The organism is Sphingomonas sp. UYP23 (assembly GCF_054059235.1).
Genome location: NZ_JBSSBX010000001.1, coordinates 1,103,494 through 1,119,589 on the forward strand (window position 1 = coordinate 1,103,494; position 16,096 = coordinate 1,119,589).

The following is a 16,096-nucleotide window of genomic DNA, read 5'->3' on the forward strand; positions in this document are numbered from 1 at the left end:
GGCGTCTATTAGAACATTAGAAGAACATTACTTGTGCGAAACGTCAATCCTCAGAGTGACTTTTCGAACAGAGCCAGCATCCGTGTCCACGCCTTATCGGCCTGCGCCACGTTGTAGACCTTGCTGTCGGGCGGGGTCCAACCGTGCATCGTGCCGGCATAGACTTCGATCTCGGCGGGCAGTTTGGCCGCGGCAAAGGCGGTCCGCAGCGTGTCCTTCGCCACGGGATCGCGCTGGTCGTCGTTCGCGGCGATCGCGATGAGGTAGCTCGCCTTCATCTTCGGGATGAGCAGATGCGGGCTGTCGGGCTTGTCGGTGGCAAGGCCGCCGCCGTGGAAGCTCGCGCCCGCGCGGACTCGCGCCGGATTGGCGGCGGCGGTGCGCATCACCATCGGCCCGCCCATGCAATAGCCCGTGGTGGCGAGGCCCTTGGCGCGGTTCACCTGGTGCTGCGCGTCGAGCCAGGCGGTGAAGGCAAGCGCATCACGCGTCGTGCCGTCGGTGCTGAGCGCCTGGACATAGGGCATGATCTTCGCGCGCACCGCGGGCTGCCCGAAATCCTCGCCCGGCGCGATGATCGGCGCTTTAACCGAGCGATAGAACTGATTGACCACGAGCACGGCATACCCCGATTGCGCGAGCCGGTCGGCCATCTGCCGGAACGCCGGGCGCAACCCCATGATGTCGGGCCAGACGAGCACGCCGGGCGCCTTGCCGGTGGCAGGCGTAACGAAATAGGCGTCGGCCTTGCCGTCCGGGGTGTCGATCACGACGTCGCGGCCCAGGATCTTGGCGGCGTTGGCGGGCGCAGGGAGCAGCAGCGCGAGTCCCGCAGCGCCGGCGATCGTGGCAAAGCCGCGGCGGGTCAGCGAGGGATCGGCGAGATGCGCGTCGTTCTCGGCTACGGTGAAATCATCACACATCGGTCTCTCTCCTCGCGAGTCGCCGTTCCGGCGTTCGACGCACCATAGGGAATTTTTCCGAAGCCGGTATCCCGCCGATCCTCCTCCTTCCGGGGAGGATCTAGATGCTACGCCACCACCACACGCCGTCCTCGACCGTGCGCACCGCCCGCCCCTCGACCTCGAGCCGCCGGACATGCGCGAGCGCCTCGCCCGTCGCCATGCCGAGCATATCGGGCCCGATCGCGCGGCGGAACAGCCGCCCGAAACAGTCGATCGCGCGCTTGGGTTGGGCGAGGAACACCTCGAGTTCGTCAAGCCGCTCGCGATGTTCGCGGTCCATCGCCTCGAGCCGCGCGTGCAGCCCGGTGAACGGGTCGCCGTGCCCGGGCAGCACCAGCAGGTCATCGGGCAGCTGCTTGAGCCGCGCGATCGACGCGAACCATTCGCCGAGCGGATCGGCAGCGGGCTCGGTCACGCCGAGCGAGATGTTGGGGCTGATCCGCGGGAGCACCTGATCGCCCGCGACCAGCACCTTGCCGATCGGATCGTAGAGGCAGGCATGTTCGGGGCTGTGGCCCGAACCGACGACGATCTGCCACTCGGTCTGCCCGATCCGCAGCGTGTCGCCATGCCTGATCCGTGTGTAACCGAGCGGCAGCGGGGTCACGATCCGGCGAAAGCCCGTCCAGCCGCGCTCGCTGGCGTGCGCGATCTGCGCATCGTCCCACCCCGCGCCGCGCCAGAAGGCGACCATCTCGTCCGGGACAGCATCGCGAGCGTCGGCCACCAGCATCCGCGCAGTGAGCCACTCACCGCGCGTCATTACCAGCGGGCAACCATGCCTGTCGCACATCCAGCCGGCGAGCCCGATATGGTCGGGATGGAAATGCGTGCCGATCATCCGCGTCACGCGCACCCCGGCGAGCGCCCCCTTCGACAGCGTCTTCCACGCGTCGCGTGCTTCGGTCGTGTTCATGCCGGTATCGACCAGCGCGACGCCGCCATCGTCGTCGAGCACCCAGCAATTGACGTGCTTGAGCGGCCCGGGAACGTGCAACCGTACCCAGCGAATGCCGGGGGCGACGGCCATCACGGCATGCGCGTCGGGCTCGGCGCCACCGAACGGATAGGTCAGGCCCTTATGGCTGGTCGGGGCAAAAGCGCGAGCGATGGGTGCGATGGACATGGCACGGGGTAGCGCGACGGCGTCGCCGAAGTCACGCACTTCCGCTAAGCGGCGAGCGCCGAGTCCGCGCCGAGCAGATACCGCAACACCTGCTCTGGCGTATCGAACAGCAGATCGGGCTCGACCCGCGCGAGCACGTCGCGATTGGCATAGCCCCACAGCACCGCACCCGAACAGATCCCGACCTTCTTCGCCGCGACGACATCGCGCGTCTCGTCGCCGATCGAAATCGCCTCATGCTGCGCGATAGCGCATTTGCGCAGCACCCGGCGATAGCGCCGCGCCTTGCCGAACAGCGACGCGCCGCATTCAAATCGCTCGATCAGCGCTGCATTGGCGGGCCCGAGGATGGCGCGGGCATTGTTCTCGGCGTTCGACGTGACAAGCGCGATCCGCACACCGCTCTCCGCCAATTGCTGGAGCAACGCGGTGATCCCGTCGAACAGCGCGATGCGATCGGTCTGCTGTGCGAACAGGTCGTGAGTGTAGCGCCCGATCGCGGGCAGCTTCCAGCGCGGGATGCCGAGATGGCGGATAACTTCGCTCGACGTCTTGCCGCGGAGCGATTCGACCTCGTCCGCGGCGACCTTACGAAACTTGAAGCGCTCGGCGAGGTGGTCGGCGATCGACAGAAACCAGTCCGCGCTATCGGCCAGCGTCCCGTCGAAATCGAAGATCACGAGACGATAGCGCGGCGGCATCAGGCGGCCTCAGCGCCGGCCGCGGCGTTTGCCGCCGTCGCCGTCCTGCGGAATGGCGGCACTGCGGATCGTCACCAGTTCGGCGCGGGTGACGACGCCGTCCTTGTCGAGATCGAACCGGTCGAACAGCACCGCGAACTGCGCCTGGAGTTCGGCGAGCGTGATGCGGTTGTCGTTATCCCCATCGGCTTGATACGGGCTGGGCAGCGCGTTGCGGTCCCCCAGCCATTTCTGCGCCCAGTCGCTATAGCCGATATAGCCCGCCGATCCGGATTGCGGCGCGGCGTCGGGAAAACTGCGCGCGACGCAGGCGGCCAGTTCGGCGCGCGTCGTCCGCGCGTCGCCGTTGACGTCGCACGCGGCGATGAACAAAGCGGCCGGCTCTGCGACGATCGTCGCGCCGGGCTGGCGCGGAGGAACCGGCGCGGCCGGCGGCGGCACCTGCGCGGCGAGCGCGAGCAGCAGAATCGGACTCATGCACGCACCCCCCTGTCCGGCAGCAGCAGACTGGCATCACCGTAGCTGTAGAATCGGTATCCGTCTGCAATGGCATGCGCATAGGCCGCCTGCATCGTGTCGGTGCCCATCAGCGCGCTGACCAGCATGAACAGTGTCGAGCGTGGCAAATGGAAGTTGGTGACAAGCCCGTCGATCCCGCGGAAGCGATAGCCCGGCGTGATGAAGATCGCGGTGTCGCCCGCGAACGGCCGGATCACGTCGTCCTCGCCGGTCGCGCTTTCGATCAGGCGCAGGCTTGTCGTGCCGACCGCGATCACCCTGCCCCCGGCGGCGCGGACCGCGTTGAGGCGATCGGCGGTCGCCGCGTCGATCCGGCCCCATTCGGCGTGCATCTTGTGATCGGCAGTATCGCTCGCCTTGACCGGCAGGAAGGTGCCCGCGCCGACGTGCAGCGTCAGCGTGGCATGCTCGACACCGGCGGCGGCGAAGCGCGCCATCAGCTCGGGCGTGAAGTGCAACGCCGCGGTGGGCGCTGCGACCGCGCCCTTTTCGGCGGCGAACATCGTCTGGTAATCGTCGGCGTCCTGCGCATCGGCGGGGCGGCGCGCGGCGATATAGGGCGGGAGCGGCATCCGCCCCGCGCGCTCGAGCAGCAGCTCGACCGGCTCGTCTCCCTGGAATTCGAGCGCAAAGCTGCCGTCTTCGCCGCGGTCGTGCGCGGTTGCGGTCACGCCGCTGCCGAAATCGATCACATCGCCGTCACGCAGGCGGCGCGCGTTGCGGATGAAGGCGCGCCAGCGGCGTGGCCCCTCGCGCTTGTGCAAGGTCGCGCCGATCCGCGAATCGCCGCGCGTTCCCTCGAGCTGCGCCGGGATGACGCGCGTATCGTTGAAGACGAGCAGATCGCCCGCGCGCAACGCCCCCGGCAGATCGCCGACGCTGCGATCGTGCAGCGCGGTGCCGTCGACCACGAGCAACCGTGCCGAGTCGCGCGGCGACGCCGGGCGCAACGCGATCCGCTCGGGCGGCAGGACAAAGTCGAACAGGTCGACGTTCATTGACCGCATGCTCCCCGCCGCAAAGACCTGGCTTACGCGGCCTTCTTCTTCGGCGCAGCGGCGGGCTTGGCCTTGAGCATCGGCTTCACTGCCGGCTTGCTCGGCGCAAGCGTGGCAGGCGCGAGCGTTGGCTCGGGGGCCGGCGGCGCAGGCACATAGGCCGGCGGGCTGTCGGCGGCGACATAGGCGTGGAGGATCCGCGACGGACGCGTCGGCGGCTCGCCGCGCGCGATCGTGTCGACATATTCCATGCCCGAAATCACGCGGCCGAAGATCGTGTACTTCTTGTCGAGCTTCATGTTCGGGTTGAAGACGATGAAGAACTGGCTGTTCGCGCTGTTCTCCGCCTTGGTCACCTGCTCGACGGTCGCGCCTTCGGCCGAGCCTTCGCGCGCTGCCGACACCGCGCCGCGGACGTGCGGCAGCCAGTTGAACTCGGCGGGGACGTTGGGGAGGGTCGAGCCGCCGGTGCCGTCGCCCTTGGGGTCGCCGGTCTGCGCCATGAAGCCTTCGATCACGCGGTGGAACAGCAGCCCGTCATAGAAATGCTGGCGGGTGAGCGTCTTGACGCGCTCGACCATCTTCGGCGCGGCGTCGGGACGCAGCCAGATGATGACGCGGCCGCCGGTCGACAGATCGAGATAGAGCAAATTCTCGGGGTCGGTTGCAGACGGGATCGGCGGGCGGCCCGCCGTCGTAACGACCGCGGACTTGGCGTCGTCCTTCTTCTTGTCGGCAAAGGCGGGTCCGGCGAGGAACGCCAGGAGAAAGACAAACAGGCTGGCAACGAAACGCATTATTTCCCCGCGAAATATCTCGGAATGAAGTCGCGCTTAGACCATGTGCCGCTTTGCGCCAAACTGAACGTTGCCGGGCAAAGGCGACCGAATTAGGGCCGCGCGCCCTTTCGGCCGATCCGCTCGACGCGGTCGGCCACTTCGCGCGCCACGCTGGGCGTCACGAAGCGATGGATCGGCCCGCCATAGAAGGCGATCTCCTTGACCAGGCGGCTCGCGATCGGCTGGAGCGCAACGTCGGCCATCAGGAACACCGTCTCGACGCGGTCGTTGAGCGCGCGGTTCATGCCGGTCAGCTGATACTCATATTCGAAATCGGTAACGCCACGCACGCCGCGCAGGATCGTGCTCGCGCCCTGCGCCTCGGCGAAATCCATCAGCAGCGAATCGAACGCGACGACGCTGACGCCCGCGATCGCTGCAGTCTCACGCTCGATCATCGCGAGCCGCTCTTCGAGGCTGAACATCGGCGACTTGGACGCATTGGTCGTGACACCAATGACGAGCCGGTCGACCAGGGTCGCGCCGCGCCGGATGATGTCCATATGCCCCAGCGTCACCGGGTCGAACGTACCCGGATAGACGCCGATGCGCTCGCTCAACGATCGCGCTCCAGCGTGAAGCGCGCGATGTCGCGGAGCAGATCGGCTTCGGGGCCGAAATGCTGGAGATGCTGGATCGCCTGGTCGACCAGCATCCGCGCCTGCGCGCGCGCACGGTCGAGCCCGAGCAGCGAGAGGAAGGTTTCCTTCCCCGCGCCTTCGTCCTTGCCGAGTTTCTTGCCGACCGCAGCCTCGTCGCCCTCGACGTCGAGAATGTCGTCGGCGATCTGGAAGGCGAGCCCCATGTCGCGCGCATAACCGCGTAAGCCCACGCGCCCCTCGGGCGGCACCTTGCCGAGGATCGCGCCCGCTTCGACCGAGCAAGCGATCAGCGCGCCGGTCTTCATCGCCTGGAGCCGGGTGACGGTCGGCAGGTCGAAGGTCGACTTCTCGGCCTCCAAATCCATCGCCTGCCCGCCGGCCATGCCCGACGGGCCAGCCGAGCGCGCGAGATCGAGCACCAGTTCGCTGCGCACGAACGGATCGGGATGCGTCAGCGGATCGGAAAGGATCTCGAAGGCGAGCGCGTGGAGGCAATCGCCGGCGAGGATCGCGGTCGCTTCGTCGAACGCCTTGTGGACGGTCGGCTTGCCGCGACGCATGTCGTCATCGTCCATCGCGGGCAGATCGTCATGGATCAGCGAATAGACGTGGATGCATTCGATCGCGGTGGCAACACGGCCGGCGCAATCGCGATCGACCGCAAACAGCCGCGCGGTCGCAAACACGAGCAGCGGGCGCAACCGCTTGCCCCCGCCGATCGCGGCGTGGCGCATCGCGCGATACAGATCGGCGCGGGGATCGTCTGGGATGGCGAGGAACTTGTCGAGCCGACGATCGACGTCGGCGCCGACCTGGGACAAGGCCGCCTTGAGCGACAGGGACGCTGCGGTCATGCCATCAACCTGCGGCAAAGGGCTGCGTGCCGACGGCACGCCCCTCGCTGTCGGTACGGATCGCTTCGATCCGCGCCTGTGCCGCCGTCAACCGGTCGTCGCAACGACGCCGCAACTTATCGCCGCGCTCATAGAGCGCGATCGCCTGGTCGAGCGGCGCATCGCCACTTTCGAGCCTCGACACGATCCCCTCCAGTTCCTTGAGCGCCGCTTCGAACGTCAACTCTTCGATCGGTGTATCCATTTGGCAGCTATGCGGCACGCGAGCGTTTGGGGTCAAGGATACGCGAGGCCTGACTTGCGTTTGTTGTCCGCCCCCAACGAGGAATACCCCATGTTTACGAGCATCGACCCCGCCACCGGCGCGCCTGGCCAATCCTATGCCGAGCTGACCGGCGGAGAAATCGAAACCAAGCTCGCGCGGGCGCACGCCACGTTCCGCGAATGGCGGCTGACCGATCTTGCGACGCGCACCGCCTTGCTAGAGCGAATCGCCGAACAGTTCGATGCGAACACGCAACGTCTGGCCGAGACCGCGACGCGCGAAATGGGCAAGACGCTCAAATCGGCAATCGCCGAGGTGCAGAAATGCGCGCAGGCGTTCCGCCATTACGCGCAGGAAGGGGCGGCCATGCTCGAACCGCGCAGCTTCCCCGGCGCGACCGCGACATGGCATCCGATGGGTCCGGTGCTCGCGGTGATGCCGTGGAATTTCCCGTACTGGCAGGTGGTGCGCTTCATGGCGCCGACGATCCTGGCGGGCAATGTCGGGCTGTTGAAGCACGCCTCGAGCGTGCAGGGCTGTGCCGCCGCGCTTGAGGAGATGGTGATCGCCGCGGGTGGTCCAGCGGGGCTGTTCCAAAATCTGCCGATCAAGTCCGACAAGGTCGACGCGCTGATCGCCGACGACCGGATCGTCGCGGTGACGCTGACGGGCAGCGAAGGCGCAGGGATGAAGGTCGCCGAAGCCGCTGGACGCGCACTCAAGAAGGTCGTGCTCGAACTCGGCGGGTCGGACCCGTTCATCGTCATGCCCTCGGCCGATCTCGACGCCGCTGCCAAGGCTGCGGTTACCGCACGCGTGCAGAACACCGGCCAATCGTGCATCTGCGCCAAGCGGATGATCGTCCATGCTGACGTCTACGACGCATTCCTCGCGAAATTCTCGGCCGGGATGCAGGCCGTCGTCGCGGGCGATCCGATGGATGCGGCGAGCGACATGGGCCCGCTATCGAGCGAGGAGCAGCGCGACACCGTGCTCGGCCAGTTGAAGCTGTTCGAGCAGGCTGGCGCGAAACTGCTGTTCGGCGGTGAGGCGCTGCCGGGCAAGGGCGCTTATATGTCGGCCGGCATTCTGGTCGACGTGCCGATCGACCATGAGGTCGCGAACGAGGAGCTGTTCGGGCCGATCGCGATGCTGTTCAAGGCAAGCGATATCGACGAGGCGATCGGCATCGCCAATGCGGTGCCGTTCGGGCTGGGGTCATCGGTCTGGACGCAGGATGCCGACGAGCGCGCGCGGTTCGAGCGCGACATCGAGGCCGGGATGATCGCGGTCAACAAGATGCTGGCGAGTGCGCCCGAAGCGCCCTTCGGCGGGGTCAAGCGGTCGGGCCATGGGCGTGAACTCGGGCCGTACGGGCTGCACGAATTCATGAATCTGAAGACCGTACTCGCCTGATATTTTCCTCCCCTCCCTGGAAGGGAGGGGAGGCACCCGGCTGGGTCGGCAGCACACTCCTCCAATGAGGAGCCGCCTCAATCCATCGTCAGCACGATCTTCCCGATATGATCCCCCGCCTCCATCCGCGCATGCGCGGCGGACGCTTCGGCAAGCGGGAAGGTTCGGTCGAGGATCGGTTTCAACCGCCCGGCCTCGACATGCGGCCATACATTGCTGTGCAGCTCATCCCGCCACCAGGCTCTTGAACGCCGAATCGCGCGGGCGCAGCGTCGATCCGGTCAGCGTCAGGCGGCGGCGCATGATGTCGAAGATCGGGATCGTCGCGGTCGCCCCGCCCTGCACCGCGATCGAAACATGACGGCCGTCCTCCGCGAGACATTTGAGATTGCGCGGCAGATAGTCGCCGCCGACCATGTCGAGCACGACCGCGCAGCCCTTGCCGCCGGTGATCTCGGCAACGCGCGCGACGAAATCCTCGGTCTTGTAGTTGATCGCATGCGCCGCGCCCAGCTTGAGCGCCGCCGCACATTTGTCGTCCGAGCCGGCGGTCACGATCACGGTCAGCCCGAAGATCGCGCCGAGGCCGATCGCCATCGTGCCGATCCCGCTGGTGCCGCCATGCACCAGCACGGTGTCGCCCTCGGTCGCATAGCCACGCTCGAACAGATTGGTCCACACGGTGAACAGCGTCTCGGGCAGCGCCGCCGCCTCGATCATCGACAGCGCATGCGGCACGGGCAGCACCTGCCCCGCGGCGACCGCGACATATTCGGCATAGCCGCCGCCTGCGAGCAGCGCGCAGACCGGCTGGCCCATCAGCTCGAAATCGACGTCCAACCCCTGCGCGACGACGGTGCCCGAAACCTCGAGCCCCGGGATCGACGGTGCGCCCGGCGGCGGGGCGTAGCCACCCTTGCGCTGGAGCACGTCGGGCCGGTTGACCCCCGCTGCGACGACGCGGATCAGCACTTCATCGGGGCGCAGCGTCGGGACGGGACGCTCGACCACGCGCAGCACTTCGGGTCCGCCCGGACCATCGGGGTCGATTGCGCGCATGGTAGCCGGAATTCCGTCCATCGGTCGTATGCCCCGTTTTGCCTGCGCGCCTTATTGACATGGCCGCTCGCCGGGTCAACGATCCCGCAATGGACTTGGACGAGATTCTCCCGAAACGCGCGGGCGATCCGCTCGCGGCGCTGCTCGCGCAGGACTTAGATCCGTTGTCGGTGGCGGAGCTCGAGGCGCGTGTCGCGGCGCTCGAGACCGAAATTGCTCGGACCAACGCGAAGATGGAACACGCCGCCAGCCATCGCGTTCAAGCCGATAATCTGTTCAAGTCTTGATGCCAGACAGCCCGCCATCCGCTATAAGATGGCATGAAGGGTGGTGAACGATTTTCAAGAGCTTGCAGTGGCGGATACGCCTTCCGACATAGGCGCAAAGGGCTGCGCTTTCGTCGCAGCTCGCAAGGAGTAAAGACCTAATGCCATCCTTTGCCTCCGCGCTGGAAACCACGCTGCACAAGGCGTTGGAAGCCGCGTCTTCACGTCGCCATGAATATGCCACGCTCGAACATCTGTTGCTGGCGCTGATCGATGACGAACATGCTTCGAAGGTGATGCAGTCGTGCGGCGTCGATACCGCCGAGCTGACCGCGACCGTGAAACACTATCTCGATACCGAGCTCGAAGCGTTGAAGGTCGATGCGGCGACCGACCCCTCGCCCACCAGCGGCTTCCAGCGCGTCGTCCAGCGCGCGATCCTCCACGTCCAGTCCTCGGGCCGCGACGAAGTGACCGGCGCCAACGTGCTCGTCGCGCTGTTCAGCGAGCGCGAGAGCTATGCCGTCTATTTCCTGCAGCAGCAGGACATGAGCCGGCTCGATGCGGTGAGCTTCATCAGCCACGGCGTCGGCAAGGGCGGCGCGGCGCCCGAAGCCTCGATCCCCAAGGGCGTCGAGGAAGAAAAGCCGCAAAAACCCGGTGAGAAGGGCAAGAGCGAGAGCGCACTCAAGCAATTCTGCGTCGATCTCAACGAGAAGGCCAAGAAGGGCAAGGTCGATCCGCTGATCGGGCGTGGGCCCGAGGTCGATCGCACCGTCCAGATCCTGTGCCGTCGTTCGAAGAACAACCCGCTCTATGTCGGCGATCCCGGCGTCGGGAAGACCGCGATTGCCGAAGGCCTGGCGCGCAAGATCGTCGAGGGCAACGTTCCAGAGGTGCTGCTCCCGGCGGTGATCTACTCGCTCGACATGGGCGCGCTGCTGGCCGGCACGCGCTATCGCGGTGACTTCGAGGAGCGCCTCAAGGCGGTCGTCACCGAGCTCGAGAAGATGCCCGATGCGATCCTGTTCATCGACGAGATTCACACGGTGATCGGCGCTGGTGCCACCAGCGGCGGTGCGATGGATGCGTCGAACCTGTTGAAGCCTGCCCTTTCGGGCGGGACGATCCGCTGCATCGGCTCGACCACCTACAAGGAGTTCCGCAACCACTTCGAGAAGGACCGCGCACTGCTGCGGCGCTTCCAGAAGATCGACGTCAACGAGCCGACGATCGAGGACACGATCAAGATCCTGGCGGGCCTGCGCTCGGCGTTCGAGGACCATCACAAGGTGAAATACACTCCCGACGCGATCAAGTCGGCGGTGGAGCTCAGCGCGCGCTACATCAACGACCGCAAGCTGCCCGACAAGGCGATCGACGTGATCGACGAAGTCGGCGCGATGCAGATGCTGGTGCCGCTCGCCAAGCGCAAGAAGACCATCACCTCGCGTGAAATCGAGCAGGTCATCGCGACGATGGCACGCATCCCGCCAAAGTCGGTCTCGACCGACGACACCAAGGCGCTCGAATCGCTCGAAACCGATCTCAAGCGCGTCGTGTTCGGGCAGAATGCCGCGATCGAGAAGCTCGCCTCGGCGATCAAGCTCAGCCGTGCCGGCCTGCGCGATCCCGAGAAGCCGATCGGCAACTATCTGTTCACTGGTCCCACCGGCGTCGGCAAGACCGAAGTTGCCAAGCAGCTTGCCCAGATCATGGGCATCCCGCTGCAGCGCTTCGACATGTCGGAGTATATGGAACGCCATTCGGTCAGCCGGCTGATCGGTGCGCCTCCGGGCTATGTCGGGTTCGACCAGGGCGGTCTGCTCACCGATGCGATCGACCAGCAGCCGCATTCGGTGCTGCTGCTCGACGAGATCGAGAAGGCGCATCCCGACCTGTTCAACATCCTGCTGCAGGTGATGGACAACGGGCGGCTGACCGACCAGCACGGCAAGACGGTCGACTTCCGCAACGTCATCCTGATCATGACGACCAATGCGGGTGCCTCCGACATGGCGCGCGAGACGCTCGGCTTCGGCAACCTCACCCGCGAGGGCGAGGATGAGCAGGCGGTGCAGAAGATGTTCACGCCCGAGTTCCGCAACCGTCTCGATGCGATCGTGCCGTTCGGCTATCTGCCGACCGAAGTGGTCGCGCGCGTCGTCGACAAGTTCATCCTGCAGCTCGAGCTCCAGCTCGCCGACCGCAGCGTGCACATCAAGCTCGACGACGAATCGAAGACCTGGCTCACCACCAAGGGCTATGACAAGCTCTATGGTGCGCGCCCGATGGGCCGCTTGATCCAGGAAAAGATCAAGCAGCCGCTCGCCGAGGAATTGCTGTTCGGCAAGCTGGTCCATGGCGGCGAGGTGACGGTCAAGCTGAAGGACAATGCGCTGTCGTTCGAGATCACTTCGGCCCCACCCAAGAAGCCCAAGAAAAAGACGACGACTCGGACCGACAAGGATACGACCCCGGTCAAGTGACCGACACGATGCCGGGTCCGAACCACGCGTTCGGACCCGGTGCCGCTGTTCCGATGGAGCGCTGCTGACCACTGCACCGATCTTGCGTTGGGCGGCGTCCTAGCGATTTTTGTTAATGATCTTTTTGTCAAAATCGCCTTATGGCGGGCTATGCAAAGTGCTGCGCACGCCCTTTTCCTGGCACTTTTCGCCACGCTTCTGAGTCTTTTTGGATCGTCGTTCCCTGCTGCCGCGACAACAGCGCATTCCGGCCAGGCGGTCGCGGTCTGCGTCGTGCGGGCACAGCCGGGCATGACGCCGCGATCGCTTCTTGCGGGTGCGGCACGCTTCGATTGCGGTCGCGGCCAGACCGCGCTCGGCAGCGGGGACTTCTGGGTCCGCTCGGCGCCGGTGCGGCGTGCGGGTCCGGTCGAGATCCGCATCGCCAGCCTGTGGGAACAGGCGGTGACGCTCCATGCGCTATACGCCGATGGCGCGATCGTGTCGCAACGGCTCGACCCCTATGCCACGTCGCGGCATCTCCAGCTCGGCGCGATCATCGCGCAACCGCTGGCGGTGCGTTCAGCGCCGGTCGTCCGGTTGCTGTGGCATGTCGAAGGCGCCGCCAATCTGCGCGGCATTCTGCGCGAAGCTCAGATTGCCACGCCCGCACAGGGCGTCCGCTCCAACCTGATGCTCGCCGCGCTCTATGGTGGCTTTGGCGGGCTGTGCATCGCGCTGCTCATCTATCACTTAGCGCTGTGGGCAACGCTGCGGCATCGCTTCCAGCTTGCATATTGCGCGATGGTGCTGGCCCTCCTGTGCTACGCCTTCTCGTCTTCGGGCGCGCTCGCCTGGGCCTGGCCCATGATTGCCAATAACGACCGGATGCGGATCAATTACCTCACGCTCGGTCTGTCGGCGGTTGCCGCTTTGGCGTTCGCGCGGACCTTTTTCGAGCCCCGCGTCTTTGCGGGCCCGCTGCGCACGCTGATCCTCGTCGCGGGGGCGACCATGCTGACCGCGACGGTCGCCTATACGCTGTTCGGCCCGCGCAATGTCCGAATGTTCGACCGCTTTTATACGTTGGCGTTTGCCGGGCAGCTGCTCATCGTCATCCCGATGCTCTGGCGCGCCTGGGTGACGCGGAGCAATTATCTCTGGCTGTTTGCACTGGCGTGGGGAGCGCCCGTGCTCGTCGCCTGCTTCCGCGTCGCGAGCGGGCTCAGCCTGATCCACTGGAATTTCTGGATCGACAATTCGACGATCGTGATGATGACGCTCGAGGCGTTGCTGTCGAGCCTCGCCATCGCCTACCGCGTCCGCGTGCTCAGCCGCGAGCGCGATGCCGCGCGCGAGGGCGAACTCGCCGCGCTGCTGCTTGCCGAGAGCGATCCGCTGACCGGGCTCCTCAACCGCCGCGCGTTCCTCGAGGCCGCGATCGGGCGCGAGGGCGAGCAGATGCTGATGATCGTCGATCTCGACCATTTCAAGCTGATCAACGAGACGATCGGCCATGATGGCGGCGACGAGGTGCTGCGCGCGGTGGCGCTGGCCTTGCAACGGTCGGTGCCCGCCGCGGCGCTCGTGGCACGGATCGGTGGCGAGGAATTCGCCATCGTGCTTCCCGCCGATGCGCCGGTCGAGCCGCGCGATATCCTCGATCAGCTGCGCGCGGCACGGATGCCGTATGACGTGATCGTCACGGCGAGCATCGGCAAATGCGTCGGTCCGCTGCGCCGCGAGATCGACTGGAAGGCGCTCTATGGCTGCGCCGATCGCGCCTTGTACGACGCCAAGAGCGCCGGACGGGATCGCGCCCGGACGCGCATGCTGGCAGACCGTGCCGCAGCGTGAGACGCCTTGCCGCGAATCGGCGGTAAGCGTATAAGCTGCGCGCAAGGGGATTGGCGTTGCGCAACCGTCGCATCATGGTTGGAATCGTCGCAGTCCTCGCGCTGGTTGCGGTGGCGCGCCACCCGAGCGCCGACATCCAGATCCTCACCCATGATCCGACCGATCCCGCGCCGCATCAGATCAAGGCAGCGATCGATCTCGGGCTGGTCGGGATTTCGCTGCTGGTGACCTGGACGGGCAAGCATCTCTCCTGACCCGCGCCGAGTGACGTGAGGGCCCAGTGACTTGCAGGCGGCGGACGGCTTGCTTACACCCATGTCAATGAGCAATACTGAAGCCGTCTGGCGCGAATCCTACCGTCATCCCAATGCCTGGGACAGCCTCTATCCGCCGCTTTCGATGGTGGAGCTGTTCGATCAGGCCGCCGCGCGCGCCGGCAATGCGCCGCTGATCGACTTTCTCGGGCGGCACTACAGTTATGCCGAAACGCTCGGCGGCGCCAATCGCGTCGCGGCGGGGCTGCAGGCGCTTGGCTACGGTCGGGGCGACCGGATCGGGCTGTTCCTGCCTAATGCGCCGCATTACCTTGCGGCCTATTACGGCATCCTCAAGCTCGGCGCGACGGTGGTCAATTTCTCGCCACTCTACACCGTTGCCGAGCTCGCGCATCAGGTCGAGGATTCGGGCACCCGCGTGCTGTTCACGCTGTCGGCGACCGCGCTGCTGCCGACCGCGCTCAAAGTCCTGGAGACCAGCCAGCTCGAGCGCCTCGTCGTTGGCTCGATCGCGGGCGCCTTGCCGGCCTCCAAGTCGATCCTCTATCGCCTGTTCAAGCGCAAGGAGGTGACGCCGCGGCCGCACGATCCGCGCATTCTGAGCTTTTCGCAGCTGATCGCCAATGACGGTACGCATGCCGCGGTAACGATCGATCCGGTCAGCGACGTTGCACTGATCCAATATACCGGCGGCACCACCGGCAGCCCCAAGGGCGCAATGCTGACGCACCAGAACCTGTCGGCCAATGCCCGCCAGGTGATGGGCATCGACCCGCACCCGACCGAGCCCGACCGGATCCTCGGCGTGCTCCCCCTCTTCCACGTCTTCGCCAACACCTGCGTACTCAACAGGACCGTTCTCAACGGCGGCTGCATCGTGATGCTGCCGCGCTTCGAGGCGGGCGCGGTCCTCGGCGCGATCACGCGGACCAAGGCGACCGCGCTCCCGGGCGTGCCGACGATGTACCAGGCGCTGCTCGACCATCCGGACATCGCCAAGACCGACTTTGCGTCGCTGCGCGTGTGCATCTCAGGCGGAGCGCCGCTCGCTGCCGAGCTCAAGGCGAAGTTCGAGGCGGCGACCGGGGCCACCGTGGTCGAGGGCTATGGCCTGTCGGAAAGCTCGGGCGTGCTTTCGGCCAACCCCTATGAGCGGCCCGGCAAGACCGGCAGCATCGGCCAGCCGATCCCCGCGACGCATTTGCGCCTCGTCGACAAGGCCGACCCGACCCAGCCCCCGCCCCCCGGCGAGCCGGGCGAGATCGTCGCGATGGGCCCGCAGATCATGAAGGGCTATTGGAACCGTCCCGACGCCGATGGCGAAGTGTTCGTGACCAATGAAACGGGGCGCTGGCTGCGCACCGGCGATGTCGGCACAATCGACGAGGACGGTTTCGTGCGGATCGTCGACCGGTTGAAGGACATGCTGTCGGTGTCAGGCTTCAAGGTGTTCCCGAGCCAGATCGAGGCGATCCTGCACCACCACCCCGCGGTCAAGGAGGCGATGGTGATCGGCCTGCCCGATCCGTATCGCGGCGAGCAACCGCGCGCTTATGTCACGCTCAACGAAGAGGTCGCGGCGACCGGTGCGGACTTGCGCGACTGGCTCAACCCGCAGCTTGGGCGGCATGAGCGGGTGGATGACGTCGTCATCCGCCTGACGATGCCGAAGACGATGATCGGGAAGCTCAGCCGCAAGGACCTGATCGCCGAGGTCATGGCGGAAATTGCCACGGCCTGACCGCGTCTCGGCCAGTCCTCCCGAGAAAGCAGCAGTCGACTTCGGTCGATGCTCGCGCGCGGCTGCCAGCGATATGACAGTTGCGTGAAGGTCAACGATTCCGATTGTAACAATCTGTCTGCATAGGCGGAAGACCAGTAGGGCT

Annotated in this window: 15 protein-coding genes and 1 pseudogene; 6 read left to right on the forward strand and 10 right to left on the reverse strand. The window is 66.0% G+C overall.

The window, feature by feature from the left end:
• Positions 1 to 50: 50 nt before the first annotated feature.
• The 9 genes from ACVWYO_RS05530 to ACVWYO_RS05570 form a co-directional block, all read right to left on the reverse strand.
• Positions 51 to 923: a dienelactone hydrolase family protein gene (locus tag ACVWYO_RS05530; protein ID WP_457349128.1), complete on the reverse strand. Its 873-nt coding sequence runs from the start codon at positions 921 to 923 to the stop codon at positions 51 to 53.
• Between the two features lie 100 nt (positions 924 to 1,023).
• Positions 1,024 to 2,091 carry an MBL fold metallo-hydrolase gene (locus tag ACVWYO_RS05535; protein WP_457349129.1) on the reverse strand — a complete coding sequence of 356 codons (1,068 nt, stop codon included), beginning with the start codon at positions 2,089 to 2,091 and terminating at the stop codon, positions 1,024 to 1,026.
• Positions 2,092 to 2,135: 44 nt separating this feature from the next.
• A complete protein-coding gene (locus ACVWYO_RS05540; RefSeq protein ID WP_457349130.1) occupies positions 2,136 to 2,792 on the reverse strand; it encodes an HAD hydrolase-like protein in 657 nt (218 codons plus the stop codon).
• A 9-nt stretch (positions 2,793 to 2,801) separates the two neighbouring features.
• On the reverse strand, positions 2,802 to 3,269 hold the full coding sequence (locus ACVWYO_RS05545; protein ID WP_457349131.1) for an EF-hand domain-containing protein: 468 nt from the start codon (positions 3,267 to 3,269) through the stop codon (positions 2,802 to 2,804).
• Positions 3,266 to 4,309, reverse strand: a complete 1,044-nt coding sequence (gene queA / locus ACVWYO_RS05550) for a tRNA preQ1(34) S-adenosylmethionine ribosyltransferase-isomerase QueA (protein WP_457354876.1) — start codon at positions 4,307 to 4,309, stop codon at positions 3,266 to 3,268. Before queA ends, ACVWYO_RS05545 begins: the two co-directional genes overlap by 4 nt.
• 32 nt (positions 4,310 to 4,341) lie before the next feature.
• Positions 4,342 to 5,106 carry a peptidylprolyl isomerase gene (locus tag ACVWYO_RS05555; protein WP_457349132.1) on the reverse strand — a complete coding sequence of 255 codons (765 nt, stop codon included), beginning with the start codon at positions 5,104 to 5,106 and terminating at the stop codon, positions 4,342 to 4,344.
• Positions 5,107 to 5,198: 92 nt separating this feature from the next.
• Positions 5,199 to 5,708 (reverse strand): pantetheine-phosphate adenylyltransferase, encoded by a 510-nt coding sequence (gene coaD / locus ACVWYO_RS05560; protein ID WP_457349133.1) that lies wholly within the window; start codon positions 5,706 to 5,708, stop codon positions 5,199 to 5,201.
• Positions 5,705 to 6,604 (reverse strand): polyprenyl synthetase family protein, encoded by a 900-nt coding sequence (locus ACVWYO_RS05565; protein WP_457349134.1) that lies wholly within the window; start codon positions 6,602 to 6,604, stop codon positions 5,705 to 5,707. Before ACVWYO_RS05565 ends, coaD begins: the two co-directional genes overlap by 4 nt.
• 4 nt (positions 6,605 to 6,608) lie before the next feature.
• Entirely contained in the window at positions 6,609 to 6,848 is a 240-nt protein-coding gene (locus ACVWYO_RS05570; protein ID WP_010185119.1) for an exodeoxyribonuclease VII small subunit, read from the reverse strand.
• Between the two features lie 90 nt (positions 6,849 to 6,938).
• On the opposite strand from ACVWYO_RS05570, the gene ACVWYO_RS05575 reads away from it, so the two are divergent.
• Positions 6,939 to 8,285, forward strand: a complete 1,347-nt coding sequence (locus tag ACVWYO_RS05575; RefSeq protein ID WP_457349135.1) for an NAD-dependent succinate-semialdehyde dehydrogenase — start codon at positions 6,939 to 6,941, stop codon at positions 8,283 to 8,285.
• Between the two features lie 77 nt (positions 8,286 to 8,362).
• Here ACVWYO_RS05575 and ACVWYO_RS05580 read toward each other — a convergent pair.
• Positions 8,363 to 9,365: pseudogene (locus tag ACVWYO_RS05580) on the reverse strand (NAD(P)H-quinone oxidoreductase).
• Positions 9,366 to 9,433: 68 nt separating this feature from the next.
• Between ACVWYO_RS05580 and ACVWYO_RS05585 the strand changes: the two are divergent.
• The 5 genes from ACVWYO_RS05585 (at position 9,434) to ACVWYO_RS05605 (ending at position 15,951) form a co-directional block, all read left to right on the forward strand.
• The gene (locus tag ACVWYO_RS05585) at positions 9,434 to 9,631 is read left to right on the forward strand and encodes a DUF1192 domain-containing protein (protein ID WP_457354877.1); all 198 of its coding nucleotides are present in this window, start codon (positions 9,434 to 9,436) and stop codon (positions 9,629 to 9,631) included.
• 140 nt (positions 9,632 to 9,771) lie between these two features.
• Entirely contained in the window at positions 9,772 to 12,099 is a 2,328-nt protein-coding gene (gene clpA / locus ACVWYO_RS05590; protein ID WP_457349136.1) for an ATP-dependent Clp protease ATP-binding subunit ClpA, read from the forward strand.
• 291 nt (positions 12,100 to 12,390) lie between these two features.
• Positions 12,391 to 13,935 carry a diguanylate cyclase domain-containing protein gene (locus ACVWYO_RS05595; protein ID WP_457349137.1) on the forward strand — a complete coding sequence of 515 codons (1,545 nt, stop codon included), beginning with the start codon at positions 12,391 to 12,393 and terminating at the stop codon, positions 13,933 to 13,935.
• Between the two features lie 56 nt (positions 13,936 to 13,991).
• Positions 13,992 to 14,189: a hypothetical protein gene (locus ACVWYO_RS05600; protein ID WP_457349138.1), complete on the forward strand. Its 198-nt coding sequence runs from the start codon at positions 13,992 to 13,994 to the stop codon at positions 14,187 to 14,189.
• Between the two features lie 67 nt (positions 14,190 to 14,256).
• A complete protein-coding gene (locus ACVWYO_RS05605) occupies positions 14,257 to 15,951 on the forward strand; it encodes an AMP-binding protein (RefSeq protein ID WP_457349139.1) in 1,695 nt (564 codons plus the stop codon).
• Positions 15,952 to 16,096: the final 145 nt, after the last annotated feature.